Annotated in this window: 19 protein-coding genes; 10 read left to right on the top strand and 9 right to left on the bottom strand. The window is 64.6% G+C overall.

The window, feature by feature from the left end; all coding sequences use genetic code 11:
• Nucleotides 1–384 (top strand): SDR family NAD(P)-dependent oxidoreductase (locus VFH65_RS24285; RefSeq protein WP_353324936.1); only part of this gene is annotated, 384 nt, incomplete at its 5' end.
• Nucleotides 385–483: 99 nt separating this feature from the next.
• Here the strand turns inward: VFH65_RS24285 and VFH65_RS24280 are convergent.
• Nucleotides 484–1,533 carry a DNA polymerase IV gene (locus tag VFH65_RS24280; RefSeq protein ID WP_353324934.1) on the bottom strand — a complete coding sequence of 350 codons (1,050 nt, stop codon included), beginning with the start codon at nt 1,531–1,533 and terminating at the stop codon, nt 484–486.
• Entirely contained in the window at nt 1,530–2,138 is a 609-nt protein-coding gene (locus VFH65_RS24275; protein ID WP_353324932.1) for a TetR/AcrR family transcriptional regulator, read from the bottom strand. Before VFH65_RS24275 ends, VFH65_RS24280 begins: the two co-directional genes overlap by 4 nt.
• A gap of 91 nt (nt 2,139–2,229) precedes the next feature.
• On the opposite strand from VFH65_RS24275, the gene VFH65_RS24270 reads away from it, so the two are divergent.
• From VFH65_RS24270 to nrdE, 4 genes are all read left to right on the top strand, one after another.
• On the top strand, nt 2,230–2,772 hold the full coding sequence (locus VFH65_RS24270) for an NADPH-dependent FMN reductase (RefSeq protein ID WP_353324930.1): 543 nt from the start codon (nt 2,230–2,232) through the stop codon (nt 2,770–2,772).
• Nucleotides 2,773–3,222: 450 nt separating this feature from the next.
• Entirely contained in the window at nt 3,223–3,465 is a 243-nt protein-coding gene (locus VFH65_RS24265; protein WP_192721343.1) for a redoxin NrdH, read from the top strand.
• Between the two features lie 31 nt (nt 3,466–3,496).
• Entirely contained in the window at nt 3,497–3,940 is a 444-nt protein-coding gene (nrdI, locus tag VFH65_RS24260; RefSeq protein WP_353324928.1) for a class Ib ribonucleoside-diphosphate reductase assembly flavoprotein NrdI, read from the top strand.
• Complete coding sequence (gene nrdE, locus VFH65_RS24255; protein ID WP_353324927.1) at nt 3,907–6,078, top strand: class 1b ribonucleoside-diphosphate reductase subunit alpha; 2,172 nt, start codon at nt 3,907–3,909, stop codon at nt 6,076–6,078. Before nrdI ends, nrdE begins: the two co-directional genes overlap by 34 nt.
• A gap of 511 nt (nt 6,079–6,589) precedes the next feature.
• Here nrdE and VFH65_RS24250 read toward each other — a convergent pair.
• Complete coding sequence (locus tag VFH65_RS24250; RefSeq protein WP_353324925.1) at nt 6,590–6,883, bottom strand: hypothetical protein; 294 nt, start codon at nt 6,881–6,883, stop codon at nt 6,590–6,592.
• Between the two features lie 173 nt (nt 6,884–7,056).
• A complete protein-coding gene (locus tag VFH65_RS24245; RefSeq protein WP_353324923.1) occupies nt 7,057–8,244 on the bottom strand; it encodes an NAD(P)/FAD-dependent oxidoreductase in 1,188 nt (395 codons plus the stop codon).
• Nucleotides 8,245–8,395: 151 nt separating this feature from the next.
• On the opposite strand from VFH65_RS24245, the gene VFH65_RS24240 reads away from it, so the two are divergent.
• The 5 genes from VFH65_RS24240 to nrdF all read left to right on the top strand — a co-directional run bounded on the left by VFH65_RS24240 (nt 8,396) and on the right by nrdF (nt 14,189).
• The gene (locus VFH65_RS24240; RefSeq protein ID WP_353324921.1) at nt 8,396–9,136 is read left to right on the top strand and encodes a TetR/AcrR family transcriptional regulator; all 741 of its coding nucleotides are present in this window, start codon (nt 8,396–8,398) and stop codon (nt 9,134–9,136) included.
• A gap of 70 nt (nt 9,137–9,206) precedes the next feature.
• Entirely contained in the window at nt 9,207–9,953 is a 747-nt protein-coding gene (locus VFH65_RS24235; protein WP_353324919.1) for a hypothetical protein, read from the top strand.
• A gap of 31 nt (nt 9,954–9,984) precedes the next feature.
• Nucleotides 9,985–11,535, top strand: coding sequence for an HD domain-containing phosphohydrolase (locus tag VFH65_RS24230; protein ID WP_353324917.1), 1,551 nt, complete (start codon nt 9,985–9,987; stop codon nt 11,533–11,535).
• A 67-nt stretch (nt 11,536–11,602) separates the two neighbouring features.
• Nucleotides 11,603–13,162, top strand: a complete 1,560-nt coding sequence (locus VFH65_RS24225) for a flavin-containing monooxygenase (protein WP_353324916.1) — start codon at nt 11,603–11,605, stop codon at nt 13,160–13,162.
• Nucleotides 13,163–13,226: 64 nt separating this feature from the next.
• Nucleotides 13,227–14,189, top strand: coding sequence for a class 1b ribonucleoside-diphosphate reductase subunit beta (nrdF, locus tag VFH65_RS24220; protein WP_414688499.1), 963 nt, complete (start codon nt 13,227–13,229; stop codon nt 14,187–14,189).
• A gap of 238 nt (nt 14,190–14,427) precedes the next feature.
• Here nrdF and VFH65_RS24215 read toward each other — a convergent pair whose 3' ends face one another.
• From VFH65_RS24215 to VFH65_RS24195, 5 genes are all read right to left on the bottom strand, one after another.
• The gene (locus tag VFH65_RS24215; RefSeq protein ID WP_353324912.1) at nt 14,428–16,023 is read right to left on the bottom strand and encodes an APC family permease; all 1,596 of its coding nucleotides are present in this window, start codon (nt 16,021–16,023) and stop codon (nt 14,428–14,430) included.
• Nucleotides 16,024–16,153: 130 nt separating this feature from the next.
• Entirely contained in the window at nt 16,154–17,539 is a 1,386-nt protein-coding gene (locus tag VFH65_RS24210) for a cytochrome P450 (protein WP_353324911.1), read from the bottom strand.
• Nucleotides 17,540–17,661: 122 nt separating this feature from the next.
• A complete protein-coding gene (locus tag VFH65_RS24205) occupies nt 17,662–18,711 on the bottom strand; it encodes an NAD(P)-dependent alcohol dehydrogenase (RefSeq protein WP_353324909.1) in 1,050 nt (349 codons plus the stop codon).
• A 115-nt stretch (nt 18,712–18,826) separates the two neighbouring features.
• Nucleotides 18,827–19,102 carry a YciI family protein gene (locus VFH65_RS24200; protein ID WP_353324907.1) on the bottom strand — a complete coding sequence of 92 codons (276 nt, stop codon included), beginning with the start codon at nt 19,100–19,102 and terminating at the stop codon, nt 18,827–18,829.
• A gap of 13 nt (nt 19,103–19,115) precedes the next feature.
• Nucleotides 19,116–20,213 (bottom strand): iron-siderophore ABC transporter substrate-binding protein, encoded by a 1,098-nt coding sequence (locus VFH65_RS24195; protein ID WP_353324905.1) that lies wholly within the window; start codon nt 20,211–20,213, stop codon nt 19,116–19,118.
• Between the last annotated feature and the right edge of the window lie 117 nt (nt 20,214–20,330).

Genomic DNA, 20,330 nt, shown 5'->3' with positions numbered 1-20,330 from the left:
TACAGCGCTAGCAAGTACGGTCTGCGCGGCCTGAGTGAGGTGCTGCGCTTCGACCTGGCCCGGTACGGCATCGGAGTGTCGGTGGTGGTGCCCGGCGCGGTGAAAACCCCTCTGGTGCAGACGGTTCAGATCGCGGGCGTGGACCGTGACGATCCACGGGTGAAGCGGTGGACGGACCGCTTCGCCGGACACGCGGTCTCGCCTGAGCACGTCGCCGACAAGATCCTGCGCGGGGTGCGGCGCAATCGGTTCCTGATCTACACCTCGCCGGACATCCGGGCGCTGTATACGTTCAAACGCGTTGCGTGGTGGCCGTATAGCGTCGCGATGCGACAGGCCAACGTGCTCTTCACGCGTGCGTTGCGGCCGGCATCGCGGTCCTGACGTCATTTGTGCCACGTGCAGCAGCATGGCCGGCCGGTTGCTACCACTTTGGTGCCAACCTCACTACCAACGCCACCAATCCGCCATCGCACCGGGACACTAATAACCGCCTTCGGGCGGGGCCAACTCCAGCCGCACGCCGAGTAGCCGGATGGGCCGATCGAGTTCGAACTGGCCGAGCAGGTCCAGCGCCGTCCGCGTGATGATCTCCGCATCGATGCTTGGAGACGCCAGCTTGCGGATCTTTGTCCGGGTGTAGAAGGTCTTCGTGCGCACCGTCACCGCGACCCTGATGGCCACGCGACGTTCCGCCACGATTTCGGTCAGTGTCTGTTTCGCGAGATCGACGACGGCGGAATCCATTTCGGTGCGGTCGGTGAGATCGCGGGGGAAGGTGATGACGTGACTGCGTGACCGCGGTACCCAGGGTTGGGCGCTGACGTTGGTGTCGCCACCTCCCTTCGCCAGCAGCAGAATCCAGAGCCCGGTCGTCGGACCGAAGGTCGACGTGAGCAGTGTGGCGTCGGTGGCGGCAAGGTCGGCGACCGTCGTAATGCCCATTCCCGCAAGCTTTTTCGCCGTCTTCGGGCCGACTCCCCACAGGGCGTCGACCTCGCGGTCGCCCATCACCGTCATCCAGTTCTCGTCGGTGAGCATGTAGACGCCTGCCGGCTTGCCGAACCCCGTCGCGACCTTGGCCCGCTGTTTGTTGTCACTGATGCCGACCGAACACGACAATCCCGTCTCGGCGGCGATCACCTCCCGGATCTGGGTGGCGAGTTCGATCGGTTCGTCTGAATCCTCGAGGTCGGCGCCGACGTATGCCTCGTCCCAGCCCCACACCTCGACGGGGTGGCCGAGGTCGCGCAGCAGGTTCATCACCTGTTCGGACGCCTCGTCGTAGGCGTCGGTGTCCAACGGCAGGAACGTCGCGTCCGGGCACTTGCGGGCGGCCGTGCGCAACGGCATGCCTGCGTGGACACCGAATTTGCGCGCCGGGTAGGACGCACAGGTGACGACCTTGCGGGGTTCACTCGGGTCGCCGTTGCCGCCGACAATGACTGGCAGACCGGCGAGTTCGGGGCGCCGGCGCACTTCGACCGCGGCCTGAAACTGGTCGAGGTCGACGTGCAACACCCAGCGCGTCATGTCCCGCTGAGTTTGCGCGCAACGCTTTCCCACGCGTCGCCGAGAGTTTCCAGGGTCTGGCCGCGTTCGTTCAGTTGGTGATGCACGTAATCCGCATCGAGCAACGCGACGAGGGCGGCGGCCTGCGCGTCGAGGTCCCCGGTGGTGCCCGCCGCCTCCAACAGGACCAGGACGTGTCGGTAGTGCAACGTCGCCGGGGCGTTGAACCGCATCTGCGGGTCGCGGTTGGCGTCGGAGAGCAGACCGTAGTGGGCATGCACGAATCTGAGCCGGTCGCGTCCATACGCCACCAGCCGATCCAGCGGCGGTGCGCCGGGGCCCAGCGGCGGCGGACCGAACATGAACGCCTGCTGCTCGGCCTTCTCGTCCTCGTCGAGGAGCACGATCATCAGGCCGGCCCGGCTGCCGAACCGGCGGAACAAGGTGCCCTTGCCGACCCCGGCCGCCACGGCGATGTCGTCAGTGCTGACCGCGTCGGCGCCCCGCTCGGCTATCAGGCGTCGCGCAGCATCCAGAAGTAGCGTGCGGTTACGTGCGGCATCGCCTCGCTCCTGCGGCGCCTGATCCGTAAGCGGCAGCTGGTGCAGCTCGGGAGTGGCGGCCATGTCTGCAGTTTAGTTCAGACGGAATAAATCGGACCACAGTCCGGTTGGTTCGTGCGAGGATCGACCAGAGCTATGGGAAGGGAACAGGGAGATGTCCGACATCAACGTATTAGTGCTGGTGGGCAGCCTGCGTGCGGCGTCAGTCAACCGCCAGCTCGCCGAGTTGGCGGTCGACAGCGCGCCGGACGGGGTGAGCCTTCGGCTGTTCGACCGGCTCGGCGAGCTGCCCTTCTACAACGAGGACATCGACAATGAGGATGTGGCGGAGCCGGTGACCGCGCTGCGCCAGGCGGCGGCCGACGCAGACTCGACCCTCATCGTCACCCCCGAGTACAACGGCAGCATCCCTGGTGTGCTCAAGAACGCGATCGACTGGCTGTCCCGGCCGTATGGCGACGGCGCGCTGAAGGACAAGCCGCTCGCTGTCGTCGGTGCGGCGCTGGGCCAGTACGGCGGGGTGTGGGCACACGACGAGACGCGCAAGTCGTTCGGCATCGCCGGTCCGCGCGTGGTCGAGGATCTGAAGTTGTCGGTGCAGACGACCACATTCGACGGGAAACATCCGCGGGAAAACGCCGAGGTCGCCGCCAGGCTGCGCGACATCGTCGGCAAGTTGGCCGCCGAAGTCGCCTAAGCGTTTCCTCTCAAGGCCGCCGGCCGGGTCCGATCGTGACCCGCCGGCGGCTTTGCTGTTACGTCACGGTGACGGTACCAGTCGGGTTAGGTGTCGGTGCCAGCTGGTAGACCTGTCCATAGCACGCGAAACACCCCTGTGTGTGACGCGCGACACGCCGAATGGGCAATCCGCCCTGAGCTTACGACCTGGGAATTTCAAAAATGTTATTCAGAACATCTGGTATCCCTTCTGAATGTCAGCCACTAGGTGTAGTGTTTCGAACACCGACAGACCCCCACGGTTCGGAGGTCGGCCGGAGGCCAGCAATCCGGTGGTGTCGGTTCCCAGGCGCATCGGGACAAGGTCCCGGACGCCAGGAATTTCAAGGGTCTCCGGACCGCTGAATTTCAGCGATATGCAGTACTCGAGCAGTTGCCAGTCCCAGTTCGCAGAGGAGCCGTACCGCAGATGACCGTCACCGTGTACACCAAGCCCGCATGCGTGCAGTGCAACGCCACCTACAAGGCGCTGGACAAGCAAGGCATCGCCTACGAGAAGGTCGACATCAGCCTGGACAGCGAGGCGCGTGACTACGTCATGGCGCTGGGCTACCTACAGGCGCCCGTCGTCGTGGCCGGCAACGACCACTGGTCGGGGTTCCGGCCGGACCGGATCAAGGCGCTTTCGGGCGCAGTCGCAGTCACGGCGTAGGGGTATTCAGACGGGCAGGAAGGAGAAAATGATGAGCAAGGTCGTCTATTTCTCCAGCGTGTCGGAAAACACCCACCGCTTCGTCGAGAAGCTGGGCCTGCCCGCCATCCGGATCCCGCTGCACGGGCGCATCGAGGTCGATGAGCCGTACGTGCTGGTGCTGCCCACCTACGGCGGTGGGCGGGCCACCCCGGACATCAACGACGGCGGTTATGTCCCCAAGCAAGTCATCGCGTTCTTGAACAACGAGCACAATCGATCGTTGATCCGCGGCGTCATCGCCGCGGGCAACAACAACTTCGGTGCGGAATTCGCCTACGCGGGCAATGTCGTATCCGGTAAGTGCGGCGTGCCGTACCTGTATCGCTTCGAACTGATGGGGACCCCGGACGACGTTGACGCCGTCCGGGCGGGTCTCGCCGAATTCTGGAAGGACCAGACGTGCCACCAACCGTCACAGCTGCAGAGCCTGTAACCCCCGCCGCGCACAATGCGCTGCCCGGCGAGACGGATTACCACGCGCTCAACGCGATGCTGAATCTGTACGACGCCGACGGCAAGATTCAGTTCGACAGGGACCGCGAGGCCGCGCATCAGTACTTCCGCGAGCACGTCAACCAGAACACGGTCTTCTTCCACAACTACGACGAGAAGCTCGACTACCTGATCAAGGAAAACTACTACGAGCGTGAGGTGCTCGATCAGTACTCGCGCAATTTCGTCAAGAGCCTGATCGATCGGGCGTACGCCAAGAAGTTCCGGTTCCCAACGTTTTTGGGTGCGTTCAAGTACTACACCTCGTACACGCTGAAGACGTTCGACGGAAAGCGATACCTGGAGCGGTTCGAGGACCGGGTGTGCATGGTCGCGCTGACGCTGGCGGCGGGGGATACCTCGCTGGCCGAGAAGCTCGTCGACGAAATCATCGACGGCCGGTTCCAGCCGGCCACCCCGACCTTCTTGAACTCGGGCAAGAAGCAGCGCGGCGAGCCGGTGAGTTGCTTTCTGCTGCGCATCGAAGACAACATGGAGTCGATCGGCCGGTCCATCAACTCGGCGCTGCAGCTGTCAAAGCGCGGCGGCGGGGTTGCGTTGCTGCTGAGCAACATTCGTGAGCACGGCGCGCCGATCAAGAACATCGAAAACCAGAGCTCGGGCGTCATCCCGATCATGAAGCTGCTCGAGGACTCGTTCTCGTATGCCAACCAGCTGGGGGCGCGTCAAGGTGCGGGCGCGGTGTATCTGCATGCGCACCACCCGGACATCTACCGGTTCCTGGACACCAAGCGGGAGAACGCCGACGAGAAGATCCGCATCAAGACGCTTTCGCTGGGTGTGGTGATCCCCGACATCACGTTCGAGCTGGCCAAGAAGAACGAGGACATGTACCTGTTCTCGCCGTATGACGTCGAGCGCGTCTACGGTGTGCCGTTCGCCGACATGTCGGTGACCGAGAAGTACTACGAGATGGTTGACGACGCGCGGATCCGCAAGACGAAGATCAAGGCGCGCGAGTTCTTCCAGACGCTGGCCGAGCTGCAGTTCGAGTCGGGCTACCCGTACATCATGTACGAGGACACGGTGAACCGGGCCAACCCGATCGAGGGCAAGATCACCCACAGCAACCTGTGCTCGGAGATCCTGCAGGTGTCGACGCCGTCGGTGTTCAACGAGGACTTGACCTACGCCCAAGTGGGCAAGGACATTTCGTGCAACCTCGGATCGCTGAACATCGCCAAGACGATGGACTCGCCCGACTTTGCGCAGACCATCGAGGTGGCGATCCGCGGGTTGACGGCCGTGTCCGATCAGACGCACATCTGGTCGGTGCCGTCGATCGAGCAGGGCAACAACGACTCGCACGCGATCGGGCTGGGGCAGATGAACCTGCACGGTTACCTGGCGCGCGAGCGGATCTTCTACGGCTCCGAAGAGGGTGTGGACTTCACCAACATCTACTTCTACACGGTGCTGTATCACGCGCTGCGAGCGTCGAATCGCATTGCGATCGAACGTGGTACGGCGTTCAAGGGCTTCGAGAAGTCGAAGTACGCGAGCGGCGAGTTCTTCGACAAATACACCGAGCAGGTGTGGGAGCCGAAGACCGACAAGGTGCGGCAGCTGTTCACCGACGCCGACATTCGCATTCCGACGCAAGAGGATTGGGTAAGGCTCAAGGAGTCGGTGCAGGCGCACGGCATCTACAACCAGAACCTGCAGGCCGTTCCGCCGACGGGGTCGATCTCCTACATCAACCACTCGACCAGCTCGATCCACCCGGTGGCGAGCAAGATCGAGATCCGCAAGGAAGGCAAGATCGGGCGGGTCTACTATCCGGCGCCGTATCTGACCAACGACAACCTCGAGTACTACGAGGATGCCTACGAGATCGGCTACGAGAAGATCATCGACACGTATGCCGCGGCGACGCAGCATGTGGATCAGGGTTTGAGCCTGACGCTGTTCTTCAAGGACACGGCGAGCACGCGTGACGTCAACAAGGCGCAGATCTACGCGTGGCGCAAGGGAATCAAGACGCTGTACTACATCCGGCTACGCCAGATGGCTTTGGAGGGAACAGAAGTCGAGGGTTGCGTCAGCTGCATGCTGTAGGGCGATCGAAACTTGGACTGGAGTGGTTTGGAAGATGATCGAATCACAACTGACGGTTCCTGATCTGCGAAAGCGACTCAAACTAGCTGGCTTTCGAGGAAGTGTGCGCGCATTACAGGCGCTTGGACCCATTGAAAGCGCCGATATGCTATGCGCGTACCTGCGTTGCTCTAACACCAGTCCCCACGCTGTATTCATCAACACAAAGGTGATCTGCGATCACCATCATCTCACCGTGGACGTGATGGACCTTGTTACCGCGTTCAAGAATGGAAATTTTGATCGTGGTTGGAACCAATTGCCGAATGGCGACGCCACCACTGGCGTCCTAACTCGGGAAGCTGCTGCGCGTGCGCGAATCCCTGCGAGCCACTGGGCAACAAACCCGTACCGCACGGTCGGTTAGGGCTGCCAGTTGACGGCTGGAGAGCACAGACTTCGACGCCGAGTGTGGAGTTGATGCACGCGGATGCGGGGTTGGGCGTGCAATAAGTCCACACCCGACGGAGCGCTAGCCCAGTGCGTAGACGGGCAGGCGGTCGACGCGCGTGAGCACGGGATGCTTCGGCGGAACGCTCGGGCCGGTGTTGGCCTCCTCGACGGTGGCCTCCTCGACCCAGCAGATCCCGCTGCGTTCGTCGTAGTCGCCGCCGTAGAAGACGCAGCAGACGCCGATGTCGTCGGGATGGTCGCCGGCGCATTCCCAGAAGTCGTCGCTCACCGGTGCGGCGTTGGCGGTAGCGGCAAGCCCGAGGGCCAAGCCGACGGTCATCGCGGCTGTCGCCAGAAGTCGTGTGATGGTCATGCCGCTAAGCCTGCGCGGCAGGCGTGGTCACCGAAACGGGGTGCACGCCTCGAACCCGCCGCTGCGCCTACGGGATGCGGCCGCGACACCCGTTAGGGGATTAGGGGCTCGTCGAGTGGCCACTTAATGCACGCGAAACGCGATGTCGCGTGACATAAGCGGCCGCTCGGCGCCTACTTCTTGATGATGTGCTGCGGGCCTTGGGCGTTCTTGTACAGCGCCTTGAGCATCCGGTCGCGGAACGCCGCGTTGTCGATCAGCTTGATGCCCGCATTGGCCAGCTTCGGCTGCCCGAGCAGTTTGTGGAAGTAGCGTCCCCGCTTGTACTCCCGGCCCCACGCCTCTTCCATCCGTAGCGCATAGTTCGTGAAGTCGTCGGGCCCACCGTTCTGCAGCGCCGCGATCGCACACTCGCCCGCGGCGAGCCCGGATTCCAGCGCCTTCGAGATGCCCGCGCCGGATGCCGGCTTGCCAGCGCCCAGCGAGTCGCCGGTGAACAGCACGCCCGGTCGCCACGGCGGCCACGCGGTGAAGCCCATCGGCAAACGCCACGCCCGCACGCTCTTGTTCTTCTTCAGCTCCTCGATCGGCGGCAGCTCCCACTCCGGCGGCAGCGTCCGCAGAAACTCGCCGAGGAACTGGGTGGCGTTGATCGACTGCCAGTTCTTGTAACTGTTGACGTAGCCAAGGCCGATGTTGAAAACACCGCTGCCCATGGGGAACACCCAGCCGTAGCCCGGCAACTGGTCGCCCTCGAACACCAGCTTCAGGTAGATGTCGAGGCTGTCGGAATCCGGCCGGTTGGCGTGCATCTCGGAACGGATCGCGATTGCCGAGTAGCCGTTGTACTCCGAATCGATCTTCAGCGCCCGCTTGATTGGCGAGTACGCGCCGTCCGCCGCGATAACCGCGTCGCCGTAAACCTTTTCACCACTCTTGAGTGTCACACCGACGACGCGGCCACGCTCGTCGAGCTCCGGGCCCGTCACCTCCGCCGACTGCCGGACTTCGGCGCCCGCCGACTCCGCGTGCTTGAGCAGCAGGGTATCGAGTTCGGTGCGGCTGACGGTATGGCCGTGATCGGGCATGCCGGGGCGGCGCGGGAACGACAACTCCCACGCGCTTGGGCTGAACACCGTGACGCGGTTGACCCGATGGAATTTCGCGACCTCGTTGGCCAGCCCCATCTTCTGCAGGTAGCTCACCGCCCTAGCGGTCAGCCCGTCGCCGCATGGCTTGTCGCGCGGGAATTCGGCCTTGTCCAGGACCACCACCTTGGCCCCGGTCTGCGCGGCCTGCCACGCCGCGGCCGAACCCGAGGGCCCGCCACCGGCTATGACCAGGTCGTATCGCTGCGTCATAACACTCTCTCGTTGATTGGCTGTCCAGGAATAGTACCCAAGCTGGCGTTACCCATCTCGTCAGCCGAAGTTGGCAGGCCAGGACCCATGAACAGCCGTGTTGCGGCACGGTCTGAGCAGGTCAGCGACCTCTGGGCGGTACAGTGATCGGGTGCGACGAGGGTCGAGGTCACGTTCCAGCGGCGAGCCGGGTGTCAAAGTGGACGCCCGCAGCGAGCGCTGGCGTGAGCATCGTAAGAAAGTGCGGTCGGAAATCGTTGACGCCGCCTTCCGTGCGATCGACCGCCTGGGGCCGGAATTGAGCCTGCGCGAGATCGCCGAGGAAGCCGGCACGGCGAAGCCGAAGATTTACCGACATTTCACCGACAAGTCAGATCTCTTCCAGGCGATCGGCGAGCGGCTTCGGGACATGTTGTGGGCGGCGATCTTCCCGTCCATCAACCTCCCCAGCGACCCGGCCCGCGAAGTCATTCGCCGCAGTGTCGAGCAGTACGTGCGGCTGGTCGACGAGCATCCCAACGTCCTTCGCTTCCTCATCCAGGGCCGCTTCGCCGAGCAGAGCGAATCGACGATGCGCGCACTCAACGAGGGCCGCGAGATCACGCTGGCGATGGCCGACATGTTCGACAACGAGCTGAGAGATATCGAGCTCGACGCGGCGGCACTTGAACTCGCCGCGTATTCGGCGTTCGGGTCGATCGCGTCGGCCACCGACTGGTGGCTGGGTGTCGAGCCGGACAGCCCGCGCCGGATGCCGCCAGACGAGTTCGTCGCGCATTTGACGACCATCATGGTCGGTTCCATCAACGGGACATGTGAGCTGTTGGGTATCAAGATCGACCCCGACGTGCCGTTGCACGAGGGCGTCCGTCGCCGCGAGCACGTCGCCTGAGATTCAGCCTGCCTCGATTTGAGGCAATTGCCCCATGTGGCGGGGTTGGCGCGGGCCCGATCATCGGCGCATGACAAAAACACCTACACCACAAGAGGCCGCCAAGGCCGTCATCGACCGCCCAGCTTTGCCAACCGGAGACGACGAGCGATTCGCCGGCTTCGGTGTGATGGGCCTTCCCTTCAGCAGCGGCCACTACCTGGCGCTGAGACAGTTCCCGGCGGCGTCCTTCGCGCCCGCGTACGTCTCTGTGTGGCATCGCGATCCAGCCGGAAATTGGACGTTCTACGCCACGACACCGGCCGCGAACAGTTGTGCTCGCTACTTCAGTTCTGCGACAAGCAATTCCGCGGTCCAGTGTGAAATCGAAATCACCTGGGTCACACCTTGGTGGTTCCGTGCGACCATCCCCGGACTGCTCGAGTGGTCCGTTCACATGCAGTCGACATTCGGGACTCGGCTCTTGAGCACGGTCGCCGCGTGGTTGCCAGAGCGGACGTGGACCAACCCGACGATGCTCCGTGCCATCGGCAGCGTCGCTGGTGTGATGTTGCGCGCCGGTGATGTGCGGCTCACCGGGGCCGCGCCTAACGGTCAGCGGTTCATGGTCGCGCCGAAGACAATGTGGGCCGTCGCGGCCTCACGTGCCGTCCTGTGGGGTGAGGATCTCGGCCCGATCGGTCCCTTGGAACAGCAGGCGCAACTCGGTGATTTCCGCCCTCCACAACGGGGCATCGCCGTCATCACCAGCGGTCACTTCGAGAATTTCGACGCCGGTAGACACGTCGCGGCGGGTCCTACTGCGGTGATCGGCTGACCTAGTGGTGGCAGCCGGGCACAATCGGCCAATGGCGTCACCGCGCCCGGCAAGCCGGGCAGAGGTACTGGCCGCGTTGTCGGTGGCGATCGACCTCGGCCTGGGCCAGCCGGCCGAGCATGTGCTGCGCTCCGCGCTGATCGCGACCCGCATCGCCGATCGACTCGGACTCAGCAGCGCCGACCGGGACTGCACGTACTACACCACGCTGGTCATGTGGATCGGATGTCACGCCGACTCGCATGAGTACTCCCGTTGGTTCGGCGACGACATCGCGGTGCGCCACGATTCGTATCTGGTCGACTGGTCGGGCCTGCCGTACCTGAAGTTCCTCTTCAGCAACGTGGGCCGCGGCGAGCCGCTATTGCACCGCGTGACCGCGATGGCGGCGCTGTTCGCCAATGCACGCGGCCAGTTGGCCAAACTGATTCACTCGCATTGCATGTCGGCGGCCATGCTCGCCGAACGCATCGGGCTGAATGTTGATGTCCGCCAAGCGCTGGCCTTCACCTTCGAGCGTTACGACGGCGGAGGTCTGCCCACCGGTGCGGCCGGCGACGCGATACCGCTACCGATCCGGGTGGCACAGGTCGCCGACATGTTGGAGGTGCACCAGCGCGCCTACGGCGTCGAAGGGGCGATGGCGATGGTGCGTGCCCGGCGCGGTGGCCAGTTCGACCCGCAGGTCGTCGACGTGGTTCTCGCCGAACCTGACGTGATCATGGCTGGACCGCCGACCGGAGACGCCTGGGCGGCCGCGTTGCGCGAGGCACCGGATCGCGACCAACCGCTGACGGACGAGGCGCTGGACGCGTTGATCGTGGCGCTGGGTGACTTCGTCGACCTGAAATGTCCGTTCGCCCTTGGCCATTCGCGCGCGGTCGCCGAATTGGCTGCCGACGCCGCGACTTCGGCTGGCCTGGACGACGACGTGGTCGCGCTGATACGCCGCGCAGGCCATCTCCACGACCTCGGCCGCATCGGAATCTCGAACCAGATCTGGTCCAAACCGGGGCCGTTGACGGCCGCCGAGTTCGAGCGGGTGCGGCTGCATCCATATTTCACGGTGCGCATCTTGAGTCGGGTTGCCGGGCTGGAGGGGGTGGCGCAGTTGGCCGGCAACCACCATGAGGCGCCCGACGGGTCGGGTTATCCGCGTGGGCTCTCCGGCGCCATGTTGAGCGTGCCCGATCGCCTGCTGGCCGCGGCGGTGGACTATCAGTCGGCACTCGAGCCCCGGCCGTACCGCGAGCAGATGCCGGCCGATGCCGCGGCGCGGCGACTTCGCGACCGTGTGCGCGCCGGCGCGCTCGACCCCGTCGCCGTGGACGCGGTGCTGCATGTCGCCGGTCATCGGGCCGGACGGCCGAACCCGCGCCCCGACGGGCTGACGCCCCGCGAGGTCGAAGTGCTTGGCTTGATTGCGCGCGGCGCCTCCAACAAAGAGGTCGCATCCGCCCTGGTGATCTCGGAGAAGACGGCCCGCAATCACGTCGAGCGGACCTACGCCAAGATCGGGGTCTCCAACCGGATCGGGGCGAGCATGTATGCACTCAAGAATGGCCTCGCCGGTCCCGTTTGAACCGCTCGCTGACACGGTACGGTGGTGTGAAGTACCCGGTACCGGCGTTCCCAGGAAGGACCGATCCATGACCGTTGCCGAGCAGGCGGCCGAGAACACCACCCAACAGCCCGTGCACACCCGCGCGCTGATCATCGGCACCGGCTTCTCCGGCCTCGGCATGGCCATCGAGTTGCAGCGGCGGGGCGTCGAGTTCCTGCTCCTGGAGAAGGCCGACGAGATCGGCGGCACCTGGCGCGACAACACCTATCCGGGATGCGCGTGTGACATCCCGTCGCACATGTACTCGTTCTCCTTCGAGCCGAAGCCCGACTGGGAGCACATGTGGTCGTTCCAGCCGGAAATCTTCGACTACCTCAAGGGAGTGACCGACAAGTACGGCCTGCGCCGCTATATCCGGTTCGACTCGCACGTCGACCGCGCGCACTGGGACGACGACGAGCTGCGTTGGCATGTGTTCACCAAGGGCGGCCGCGAGTTCGTCGCCCAGTTCGTGGTTTCCGGCGTCGGCGGCCTGCACATCCCTTCGATTCCCGATTTCGACGGGCTCGACGAATTCGCCGGTGCCACATTCCATTCCGCGCAGTGGGACCACACCGTCGACCTGTCCGGAAAACGGGTCGCGGTGATCGGAACGGGTGCCAGCGCGATCCAGATCGTGCCGGAGATCGTCAAGGATGTTGGCGCGCTGCAGCTGTATCAACGCACTCCGGCGTGGGTGATGCCGCGGCCCAACAACCCCATCCCAGAGTGGATGCGCAACACGTTCACCAACGTCCCCGGCACCCGCGCGTTGATGCGCGCGGGCATCTATTGGATTCACGAGGCCGTCGGTTTCGCGATGACGCGGCAACCGCGGCTGCTGAAAATCGGTGAGCTGATGGGCAAATGGAACATCCGGCGCTCGGTCAACGACCGCGAACTGCGCCGCAAGCTCACCCCGAACTACCGTGCCGGCTGCAAACGGATCCTCAACTCCGACACCTACTACGTCGGTGTCGCCGATCCCAAGACGGAGGTCGTCACCGACGGCATTGCCCGGTTCACGCCGCGGGGCATCGTCACCGCCGACGGAACAGAACGCGACGTCGACGTCGTCGTCTTCGCCACCGGCTTTCATGTCACCGACTCCTACACCTACGTCGACATCAAGGGACCCGGGGGCGAGGACCTGGTGGACCGGTGGAACCGCGAGGGTGTCACCGCGCATCGCGGCATCGCCATCGCCGACATGCCGAACCTGTTCTTCCTGCTCGGCCCGAACACCGCGCTCGGGCACAACTCGGTGGTGTTCATGATCGAGTCGCAGATCCGGTATGCGGCGCAGGCGATCGCCTCGGCCGATAAGGCGGGGGCGCAGGCGCTGGCGCCGACGCGCGCCGCGCAGGACGCCTACAACAACGAGTTGCAGTCCCAGTTGGCCGGCACGGTGTGGAGTACCGGAGGTTGCCGGAGCTGGTATCTCGACGAGCACGGGGTGAACCGGACGCTGTGGAGTGGGATGACATGGCAATACTGGCTGGCCACCCGCAAGTTCAGGGCGTCGGAGTACAAATTCTTCGGTCCTGGCCGCGACACGCCAACACAAGATGTCGCGGTTCCGGCCGTTGTCGGGCCCCAGGGGTAGTGTCGGAGTAGCCGTTCAGGCAAACATACTTCTGCGGTGGAATGGGGTTCTGGTGTCCGAAGGAATGAAGCTGGTTGACCGTGTTTCGGCGATCAACTGGAACCGCCTGCAGGACGAAAAAGACGCCGAGGTGTGGGAGCGGTTGACCGGCAATTTCTGGTTGCCAGAGAAGGTTCCGGTGTCCAACGACATCCCGTCGTGGAACACGCTGACCGCCCACGAAAAGCAGCTGACGATGCGGGTCTTCACGGGTCTGACGCTGCTGGACACCATCCAGGGCACCGTCGGCGCGGTCAGCCTGATCCCCGACGCGCTGACCCCACATGAGGAAGCGGTGTACACCAACATCGCGTTCATGGAGTCGGTGCACGCGCGCAGCTACAGCAACATCTTCTCGACGCTGTGCTCCACCGCCGAGATCGACGACGCCTTCCGCTGGTCCGAGGAGAACCCCAACCTTCAGCGCAAGGCCGAGATCGTCATGCAGTACTACAAGGGCGACGAGCCGCTGAAGCGCAAGGTGGCCTCGACGCTGCTGGAGAGCTTCCTGTTCTACTCCGGCTTCTACCTGCCGATGTACTGGTCGAGCCGGGCGAAGCTGACCAACACCGCCGACATGATCCGGCTGATCATCCGCGACGAGGCTGTGCACGGCTATTACATCGGCTACAAGTACCAGCGCGGCCTGGCACTGGTAGATGACGCCACCAAGAACGAACTCAAGGACTACACCTACGAGCTGCTCTTCGAGCTTTACGACAACGAGGTCGAATACACGCAGGACCTCTACGACGAGGTCGGCCTCACCGAGGACGTCAAGAAGTTCCTGCGCTACAACGCCAACAAAGCTCTGATGAATCTCGGCTACGAAGCGTTGTTCCCGCGCGACGAGACCGACGTGAACCCAGCGATCCTGTCGGCGTTGTCGCCCAACGCCGATGAGAACCACGACTTCTTCTCGGGCTCGGGCTCGTCGTATGTGATCGGCAAGGCCGTCAACACCGAAGACGAGGACTGGGACTTCTAAGAGGCCCTATTACCAAGTCTGCGTAGCCTTCGTTCATGAGTGCCGCAGCCTTGGTCAGCATGTCGTTAGCGGTCATTGTTGTGATCGCGGTTGCCATTTCGGTGTCTGGCCGGGGGAGCTGCGGCGGCCGCGGAGGCTGCTAGGTCCTCGCCACCACCAGCTCTTCGGGCCAGCCCGAGCAGACGCAAATGTCCCCAAACGCGCGGCGTGTCGGGGACATTTGCGTCTGCTCGCGCTATTAAGTCTCGCTCCGCTCGTGGGTGTCTTCCATGACGGTGCGGCCGATTTCGCCGTAGGCCTCCGGCTTGGCGAAGCGCATCCACACCGCGTAGGCCAAGCCGATGGCGAACACCCCCAGGATGACAAACGGGAACGACTTGAACACCAGCGAGTTGGCTGCATAGCCGGCGGCGAACGCGCGGTTGTCCCACAGCGTCCACACCACCCACAACATCGCCACACCGCCGACCAGAGGGGCGATCAGTGTCGTGATCACGTTGCCGCGGTGCGTCTTTCGCACCCAGAAGTACGAGATCACCGCCGCCGAGCAAATGGCCTGCACGAGCAGAATCGCCGCGGTGCCGACCAGGGCCAGCAGACCGTAGACGTTGGTGTAGGGCACCAGCGACGGGGTGTCGACCGGATTGCCGCCTGCGTCGGGCACCTGCACCGCCGTGAACCCGGCGAACAGCAGCACCAGCACCAGCGTGACCGTGCTCTGGATCGCCGACGCGATGTGCGGCGAACCGTGCTTGAGGTGTGTCGCGCCGATGGTCGAGCGCACTTTGTCCGACGGAATCTCGCGGCCGAGTGCGTACAGGTACCGCGATGCGGCGTTGTGGAAGGCCAGCGCGCACGCGAACGAGCCGATGACGAGCAGGACCTTGTAGATGTCGAGCAGGACACCACCGAGGTTGGCGTCAACCAGGCCGAAGAAGAGCTCCAAAGGCGCTGCGCTGGTGGAGGTTTCCACCGACGCCTTGGCGCCGTTGCCGGCAAGCACCATCGCGGAGATGAAGGTGTAGAACACACCAAGACCGATCACCGCGATGAGCGTGGCCCGCGGGATGATCTTCTTCGGATTGCGGGACTCCTCGCCGTAAACGGCGGTGGTCTCGAAGCCCACCCAGGACCAGAACGCGAAGAACAACCCGAGCGCCATCGAGCCCGCGGCGGCGGCGCTGCCGAACGCGCCCTCAGGCAGGCCCTCGAATGCGCGCTGTAGCGACACCGTCTGGTTCAGCATGAAGCCGTCCGGGCCTGGGCCTTTGAAGATCACCGAGAATGCCAGCGCCAGCAGCACGACCACTTCGGATACCAGGGTCACGCCGAGAACGGCCGCGGCCAGGCTGATATCGAAATAACCGAACAGGGCGATGATCACGATCGCTGCCACACCGAACACCAGCCACGGCACGTTGACGTTGAGAATCGTGTTAACCGCGTCGTTGGCGAAGTAGGCGAAGGCGCCGATCAACGAACCTTCGAAGACGACATAGGCGAACGTGGCGAGCAGGCCGCTGGCCATGCCCCAGATCTGGCCAAGCCCATGAGAAATGAAGCCGTAGAACGCGCCTGTCGTGGTGATGTGCTTGGCCATGGCGACGTAGCCCAGCGCGAAGATGGTCAGCACGATCGTGGCGAACAGGAAGCCGGCTGGCGCGCCGAGCCCGTTACCGAAGCCCACCGCGATAGGCACGTTGCCCGTCATCGCGGTGATCGGCGCGGCGTTGGCGACCGCCATGAAAATGACCGCGACGATGCCGATCGCGCCCTTCTTCAGACCGGCCGGCGCGGCGCTAGTGGTCTCGACGGCTGCGGATTCAGTGGTCACCGCGGGCCTCCTGCTTCGGATCAGAGTGCGTGAACGGCCTGCGACGCCGCAGTCCGCAGAGAGCCTCGCACCATTAGGTCAACTCGACAACCGGAGGACACACGTTGTTAACACTGCGCTTCGGCAGGGGTCAGGATCGTGGCTCGGTGACAGGGCAGGCCTGCGTGTGTGCCTCGGCCGCCGAGGCGGGTCCGACCGGCCGGATCGCCCTGACGCGGACGCGTGCGCCGCGGTGCGGCACGAGGATGACGTGCTTGACCTTCTGTCGTTCGCCCGCGGCGGTAGTGGTGCAGAACTCCACCCGTCGCAGCACCTCGCGCAATACCACTCGCATTTCGACCAAGGCGAAGGTGGCGCCGAGACACCGGCGGTTTCCGCCACCGAACGGGAACCACGTGGTGGGGCTCAACGTGGCGCCGAGCATCCGGTCGGGGTCGAACCGGTCGGGATTGGGATACTGTTCCGCGCTGGCGTGCACCAGCCCGATCGGCGGAACCACCATCACTCCAGCAGGCAGACGGTAGCCGGCGATCCTGACCGGTTCGGTGAGGATGCGTCCGACGTCGAACACCACGGGACGGATCCGCAGCGTCTCCTTGGCCACCGCGTCGAGGTACTCGTCGCCATCGGGGTCGCCCGCCGCGCTGGCCTCGGCGGCCTTCACTGCCGTGTCGAGGATGGCCGGGTGTCGGGTGAGACGCTCCAGCGCCCAGGACAGGCCGGTCGCGGTCGTGTCGTGCCCGGCGACCAGCAGCGTCATGAGCTGGTCGCGCAACTCGCGGTCGGTCATCGTGCGCCCGTCGTCGTCGCGCACCAGCATCGCCAGCGCGTCGGTTCGCGAGTCCAGGTCGGGATCGGCGCGACGGTCCGCGATCTCGGCGTACAGAAGGCGATCGGCTTCGTCGATTCGCTGCCGCATCGGTCGCCAGGGGCGGCGTCTCTGCAGTTCCGGGTTGGCGATCGCCAGCGACGCGAACTGTCCGAGGTTGAGCAGCCGTGGCATAACCTCCCGCAATGCGGCGAGCCGGGACGGGTCGCTGGCGCCGATGACCGTTCGCAAGATCACCTCGAGCGTGATCTGCGACATCCGTGGTGCCACCGCGAAATCCCTGCCCACCGGCCAGGTCTCGACGTTTGCGGCAGCGATATCGGCCATGGTGGCCGATTGGCGCGCAACGGCTTGACGTTTGAATGGCGCCAGCATCATGCGGCGGCGCTCGGCGTGGACATCGTCGTCGACCACGAGTACCGAGCTGTCGCCGAGCATCCCCTTCAGCATCGAATTCGCTTCGCCCGCATGGAAGATACGCGGATCGCCTGCAAACACTTCTTTGATGTCGGCGGGGTTGGCCAGATACACCATCGTGCCCCCGAACGACATGCGCAGCGTGAACGCGTTGCCGTAGCGGCGCCGGCACGCCGCGATGAAATACGGCCAGTAGCGCATGAGGAGTGCGGCCTGAACCGGCTTGGGAAGTGGCGGTCCCGGTGGTAGGGCAGTGTCGGCTTCACTCATCGTCGTCAGCCTACGAGCGGCGAGTGGTTCCGCGACGGTAAATGACCAGTGAATGAGGGCCAGATCGCCGCCAAAGCGGCCGCGGCCTGGTGGCCGCTGGCCGGCGTTGACGACCCAGCGGCCTAGTTCCGCAGTGACTGCGTGTCGATGACGAACCGGTAGCGCACGTCGCTGGCGAGCACGCGTTCGTAGGCTTCGTTGATGTAATCCGGTGCGATGACCTCGATTTCAGGCTGCACGTTGTGTTCGGCGCAGAAGTCGAGCATCTCTTGGGTCTCGGGTATGCCGCCGATCAACGAGCCCGACAGGTTGCGCCGCATGAGCAGCAACGGGAATGCAGGCACGCTCATCGGATGCTCAGGAGCACCCAGTTCGACCAGCGTTCCGTCGACGGTAAGCAGGTTCAGATAGTCGCCCATGTCGAGGTTGGCCGACACGGTGTTCAGGATCAGATCGAACGAACCTGCCAGCTTGGTGAACGTCTCGGGATCCGATGTCGCGTAGTAGTGGCTGGCGCCGAGGCGCAGCCCGTCTTCCATCTTCTTCAGCGACTGGCTCAGCACCGTGACGTCGGCGCCCATCGCTTTGGCGATCTTGACGGCCATGTGGCCGAGCCCGCCCAGGCCAATGACCGCGATCCGCTTGCCAGGGCCTGCGTTCCAATGGCGCAGCGGCGAATAGGTGGTGATGCCCGCGCACAGCAGTGGGGCGGCCGCTTCCAGCGGGAGCGAATCGGGGACGCGCAGGACGTAGTTCTCGTCGACGACGATGGCGCCGCTGTAGCCGCCCTGCGTCGGCTGGCCGTCCGCACCGACAGCGTTATAGGTGTCGACCTTGCCGGTGCCGGTGCAGTACTGCTCGAGGCCGGCCAGACAGCTGTCGCATTCTCGGCAGGAGTCGACGAAACACCCGACGCCGACCCGGTCACCGACTTTGTGCTTCGTCACCTCCGGGCCGACCTCGGTCACTACGCCGGCAATCTCGTGACCCGGGACGAGCGGATAGTACGGCTGGCCCCATTCACCGCGCACGGTGTGGATGTCGGAGTGGCAGATGCCTGCGAACTCGATCTTGATGGCCACGTCGTTGGCGCCGACTGCACGGCGCTCGATCGTGGTCTTGGTCAGCGGCTCGGTGGCCGATGTCGCGGCATAGGCGGTAACGGTGCTCATGACAGCCTTCTTCGTTTTCTTTTGGCATGCGAATTCGCCGCAACGCTGCGGCCTACCGAGGACACAACGGCGTCGCGCGCCGCCTTTAATCCCGGATTTTGCTGTGAATTGCAGCCTAAAGCCCTGGTGCCCGGAATGCGCCGTTGAACGAGACCAGGTCGTAGCGGGCGGCCCCGGCCGGTGTGTACGGGTCGCGATCGACGATGTCCTGCGCTTGTTCGGTGCTGATGTCACCGGTGATCAGGACCGCACCGGACTCGTCTTCTAGACGGCCGGCCAGCAGGATGCGGCCTGCGGTGACCTCGCCCTTGAGCCATTCCAGGTGGGCGGGGCGGGTCTGGGCGACGACGTCGGCCGGCTGCAGGTACGTCGATTTCAGGACGTGGAACACCCGGGCGAGACTACTAGTTGATCGGCGCGTTGACCCACCGCAGATCGGCCAGTATGCCGCGAGCCGCGACGATTCCCTCGCCGGACTGCCACACCTCGTTGTTGACCGCGAACACGCGGTTGTCGCGAGTGGCAGACAACTTCTTCCACTCATCGCTTTCGAGCACGGCGGGTGCGCGGTCCTTGGCAGCTGGCGACGCGAACGAGATATAGACGATGTCGCCGTCGGCGAGTCGGAAGTCGGGTGAGTTGTCCAAATCGGTGTCGCTGATTCCGATCTCGATATACGGCTTGTCGGTAAACCGTTGCGCCGCAGGACGATCCACGCCGACATCGGCGAGCACGCTGCCCGGGAAGTTATCCGCGCCGTAGACCCGCATTGTGGTGTCGGTCAGCTGCACCACCGACGCCTGGAAGTGGGTGGCGTCGTTGTCCGCGCCGGTCTTGTCGGCGGCCTGGCCGAACCCGTCGATCTGTCCGTTGGCGGCATCGAGGCGTCCTGTCGCCGCGCCCACCGTGCGCAGATTCTCCTGCCACGCCGCGCCGGGTGCGCCGGTGAACACCGTCGGCGCGATCTCGGACAGGGATCCGAACGCCTGGGGCGTCAGCGCTTGCGAGCCCAGGATCAGGTCAGGGGCTGCTGCGCGGATCCCGTCCAGATCCGGTGTGCTGCGGGTGCCGACGCCGGGGACGTCGTGGATGACGGTGCCGAGATACGACGGCTGGGTGGTGGAGCCGTCGGGCAACGCGGCGGCGACGATGCGTGACTGCAGGCCCAGCGCGCACAGCGCGTCGAGTTGGTCTCCGGACAGCACCACGATGCGCTGCGGGTCGGCACGAACCTGGGTGGTGCCCGCCGCATGACGGACCTCCCGTTCCGGCGGGCCCGGGTCGAGGGGGACAGGCTCGGGTGCGCACGACTCGTCGGGTCTGCGCTGATTGCCGAGCACGCCGGCACCGGCGATCCTGGTGGTGCTGGTGATCACCGACTGCTGGGCAGGTGACGAACTCTGGCTCGGCGAGCCGCAGCCGCTGATGGCCGTCAGCGAAACCGCTGTACAAATGGCGGCAATAGCGGCCAGAAGACCCGCTCGCCGTCCGCTGATCAGCACGTCGCCGACGTTAACATCCGGCCAGCTTGCGACCGCTCGTACGGCGACCAGGACGGGGCGGGACGCGAATACGACCGTTTGTAGGACCACCCAGACTTCGGGCCCCGCCGGGAGATA

It is taken from the genome of Mycobacterium sp., from assembly GCF_035697385.1.
Lineage (GTDB): Bacteria > Actinomycetota > Actinomycetes > Mycobacteriales > Mycobacteriaceae > Mycobacterium.
The sequence above is the reverse complement of the archived record's forward strand: the minus strand, read 5'-3'. Positions and strand labels throughout refer to the sequence as shown.

What these genes read in the sequence shown, in the direction of transcription:
- VFH65_RS24280 (WP_353324934.1), bottom strand. Translation starts at nt 1,533, where the DNA reads ATGACGCGCTGGGTGTTGCACGTCGACCTCGACCAGTTTCAGGCCGCG.
- VFH65_RS24275 (WP_353324932.1), bottom strand. Translation starts at nt 2,138, where the DNA reads ATGGCCGCCACTCCCGAGCTGCACCAGCTGCCGCTTACGGATCAGGCG.
- VFH65_RS24270 (WP_353324930.1), top strand. Translation starts at nt 2,230, where the DNA reads ATGTCCGACATCAACGTATTAGTGCTGGTGGGCAGCCTGCGTGCGGCG.
- VFH65_RS24265 (WP_192721343.1), top strand. Translation starts at nt 3,223, where the DNA reads ATGACCGTCACCGTGTACACCAAGCCCGCATGCGTGCAGTGCAACGCC.
- nrdI (WP_353324928.1), top strand. Translation starts at nt 3,497, where the DNA reads ATGAGCAAGGTCGTCTATTTCTCCAGCGTGTCGGAAAACACCCACCGC.
- VFH65_RS24250 (WP_353324925.1), bottom strand. Translation starts at nt 6,883, where the DNA reads ATGACCATCACACGACTTCTGGCGACAGCCGCGATGACCGTCGGCTTG.
- VFH65_RS24245 (WP_353324923.1), bottom strand. Translation starts at nt 8,244, where the DNA reads ATGACGCAGCGATACGACCTGGTCATAGCCGGTGGCGGGCCCTCGGGT.
- VFH65_RS24235 (WP_353324919.1), top strand. Translation starts at nt 9,207, where the DNA reads ATGACAAAAACACCTACACCACAAGAGGCCGCCAAGGCCGTCATCGAC.
- VFH65_RS24230 (WP_353324917.1), top strand. Translation starts at nt 9,985, where the DNA reads ATGGCGTCACCGCGCCCGGCAAGCCGGGCAGAGGTACTGGCCGCGTTG.
- VFH65_RS24225 (WP_353324916.1), top strand. Translation starts at nt 11,603, where the DNA reads ATGACCGTTGCCGAGCAGGCGGCCGAGAACACCACCCAACAGCCCGTG.
- nrdF (WP_414688499.1), top strand. Translation starts at nt 13,227, where the DNA reads ATGAAGCTGGTTGACCGTGTTTCGGCGATCAACTGGAACCGCCTGCAG.
- VFH65_RS24210 (WP_353324911.1), bottom strand. Translation starts at nt 17,539, where the DNA reads ATGAGTGAAGCCGACACTGCCCTACCACCGGGACCGCCACTTCCCAAG.
- VFH65_RS24205 (WP_353324909.1), bottom strand. Translation starts at nt 18,711, where the DNA reads ATGAGCACCGTTACCGCCTATGCCGCGACATCGGCCACCGAGCCGCTG.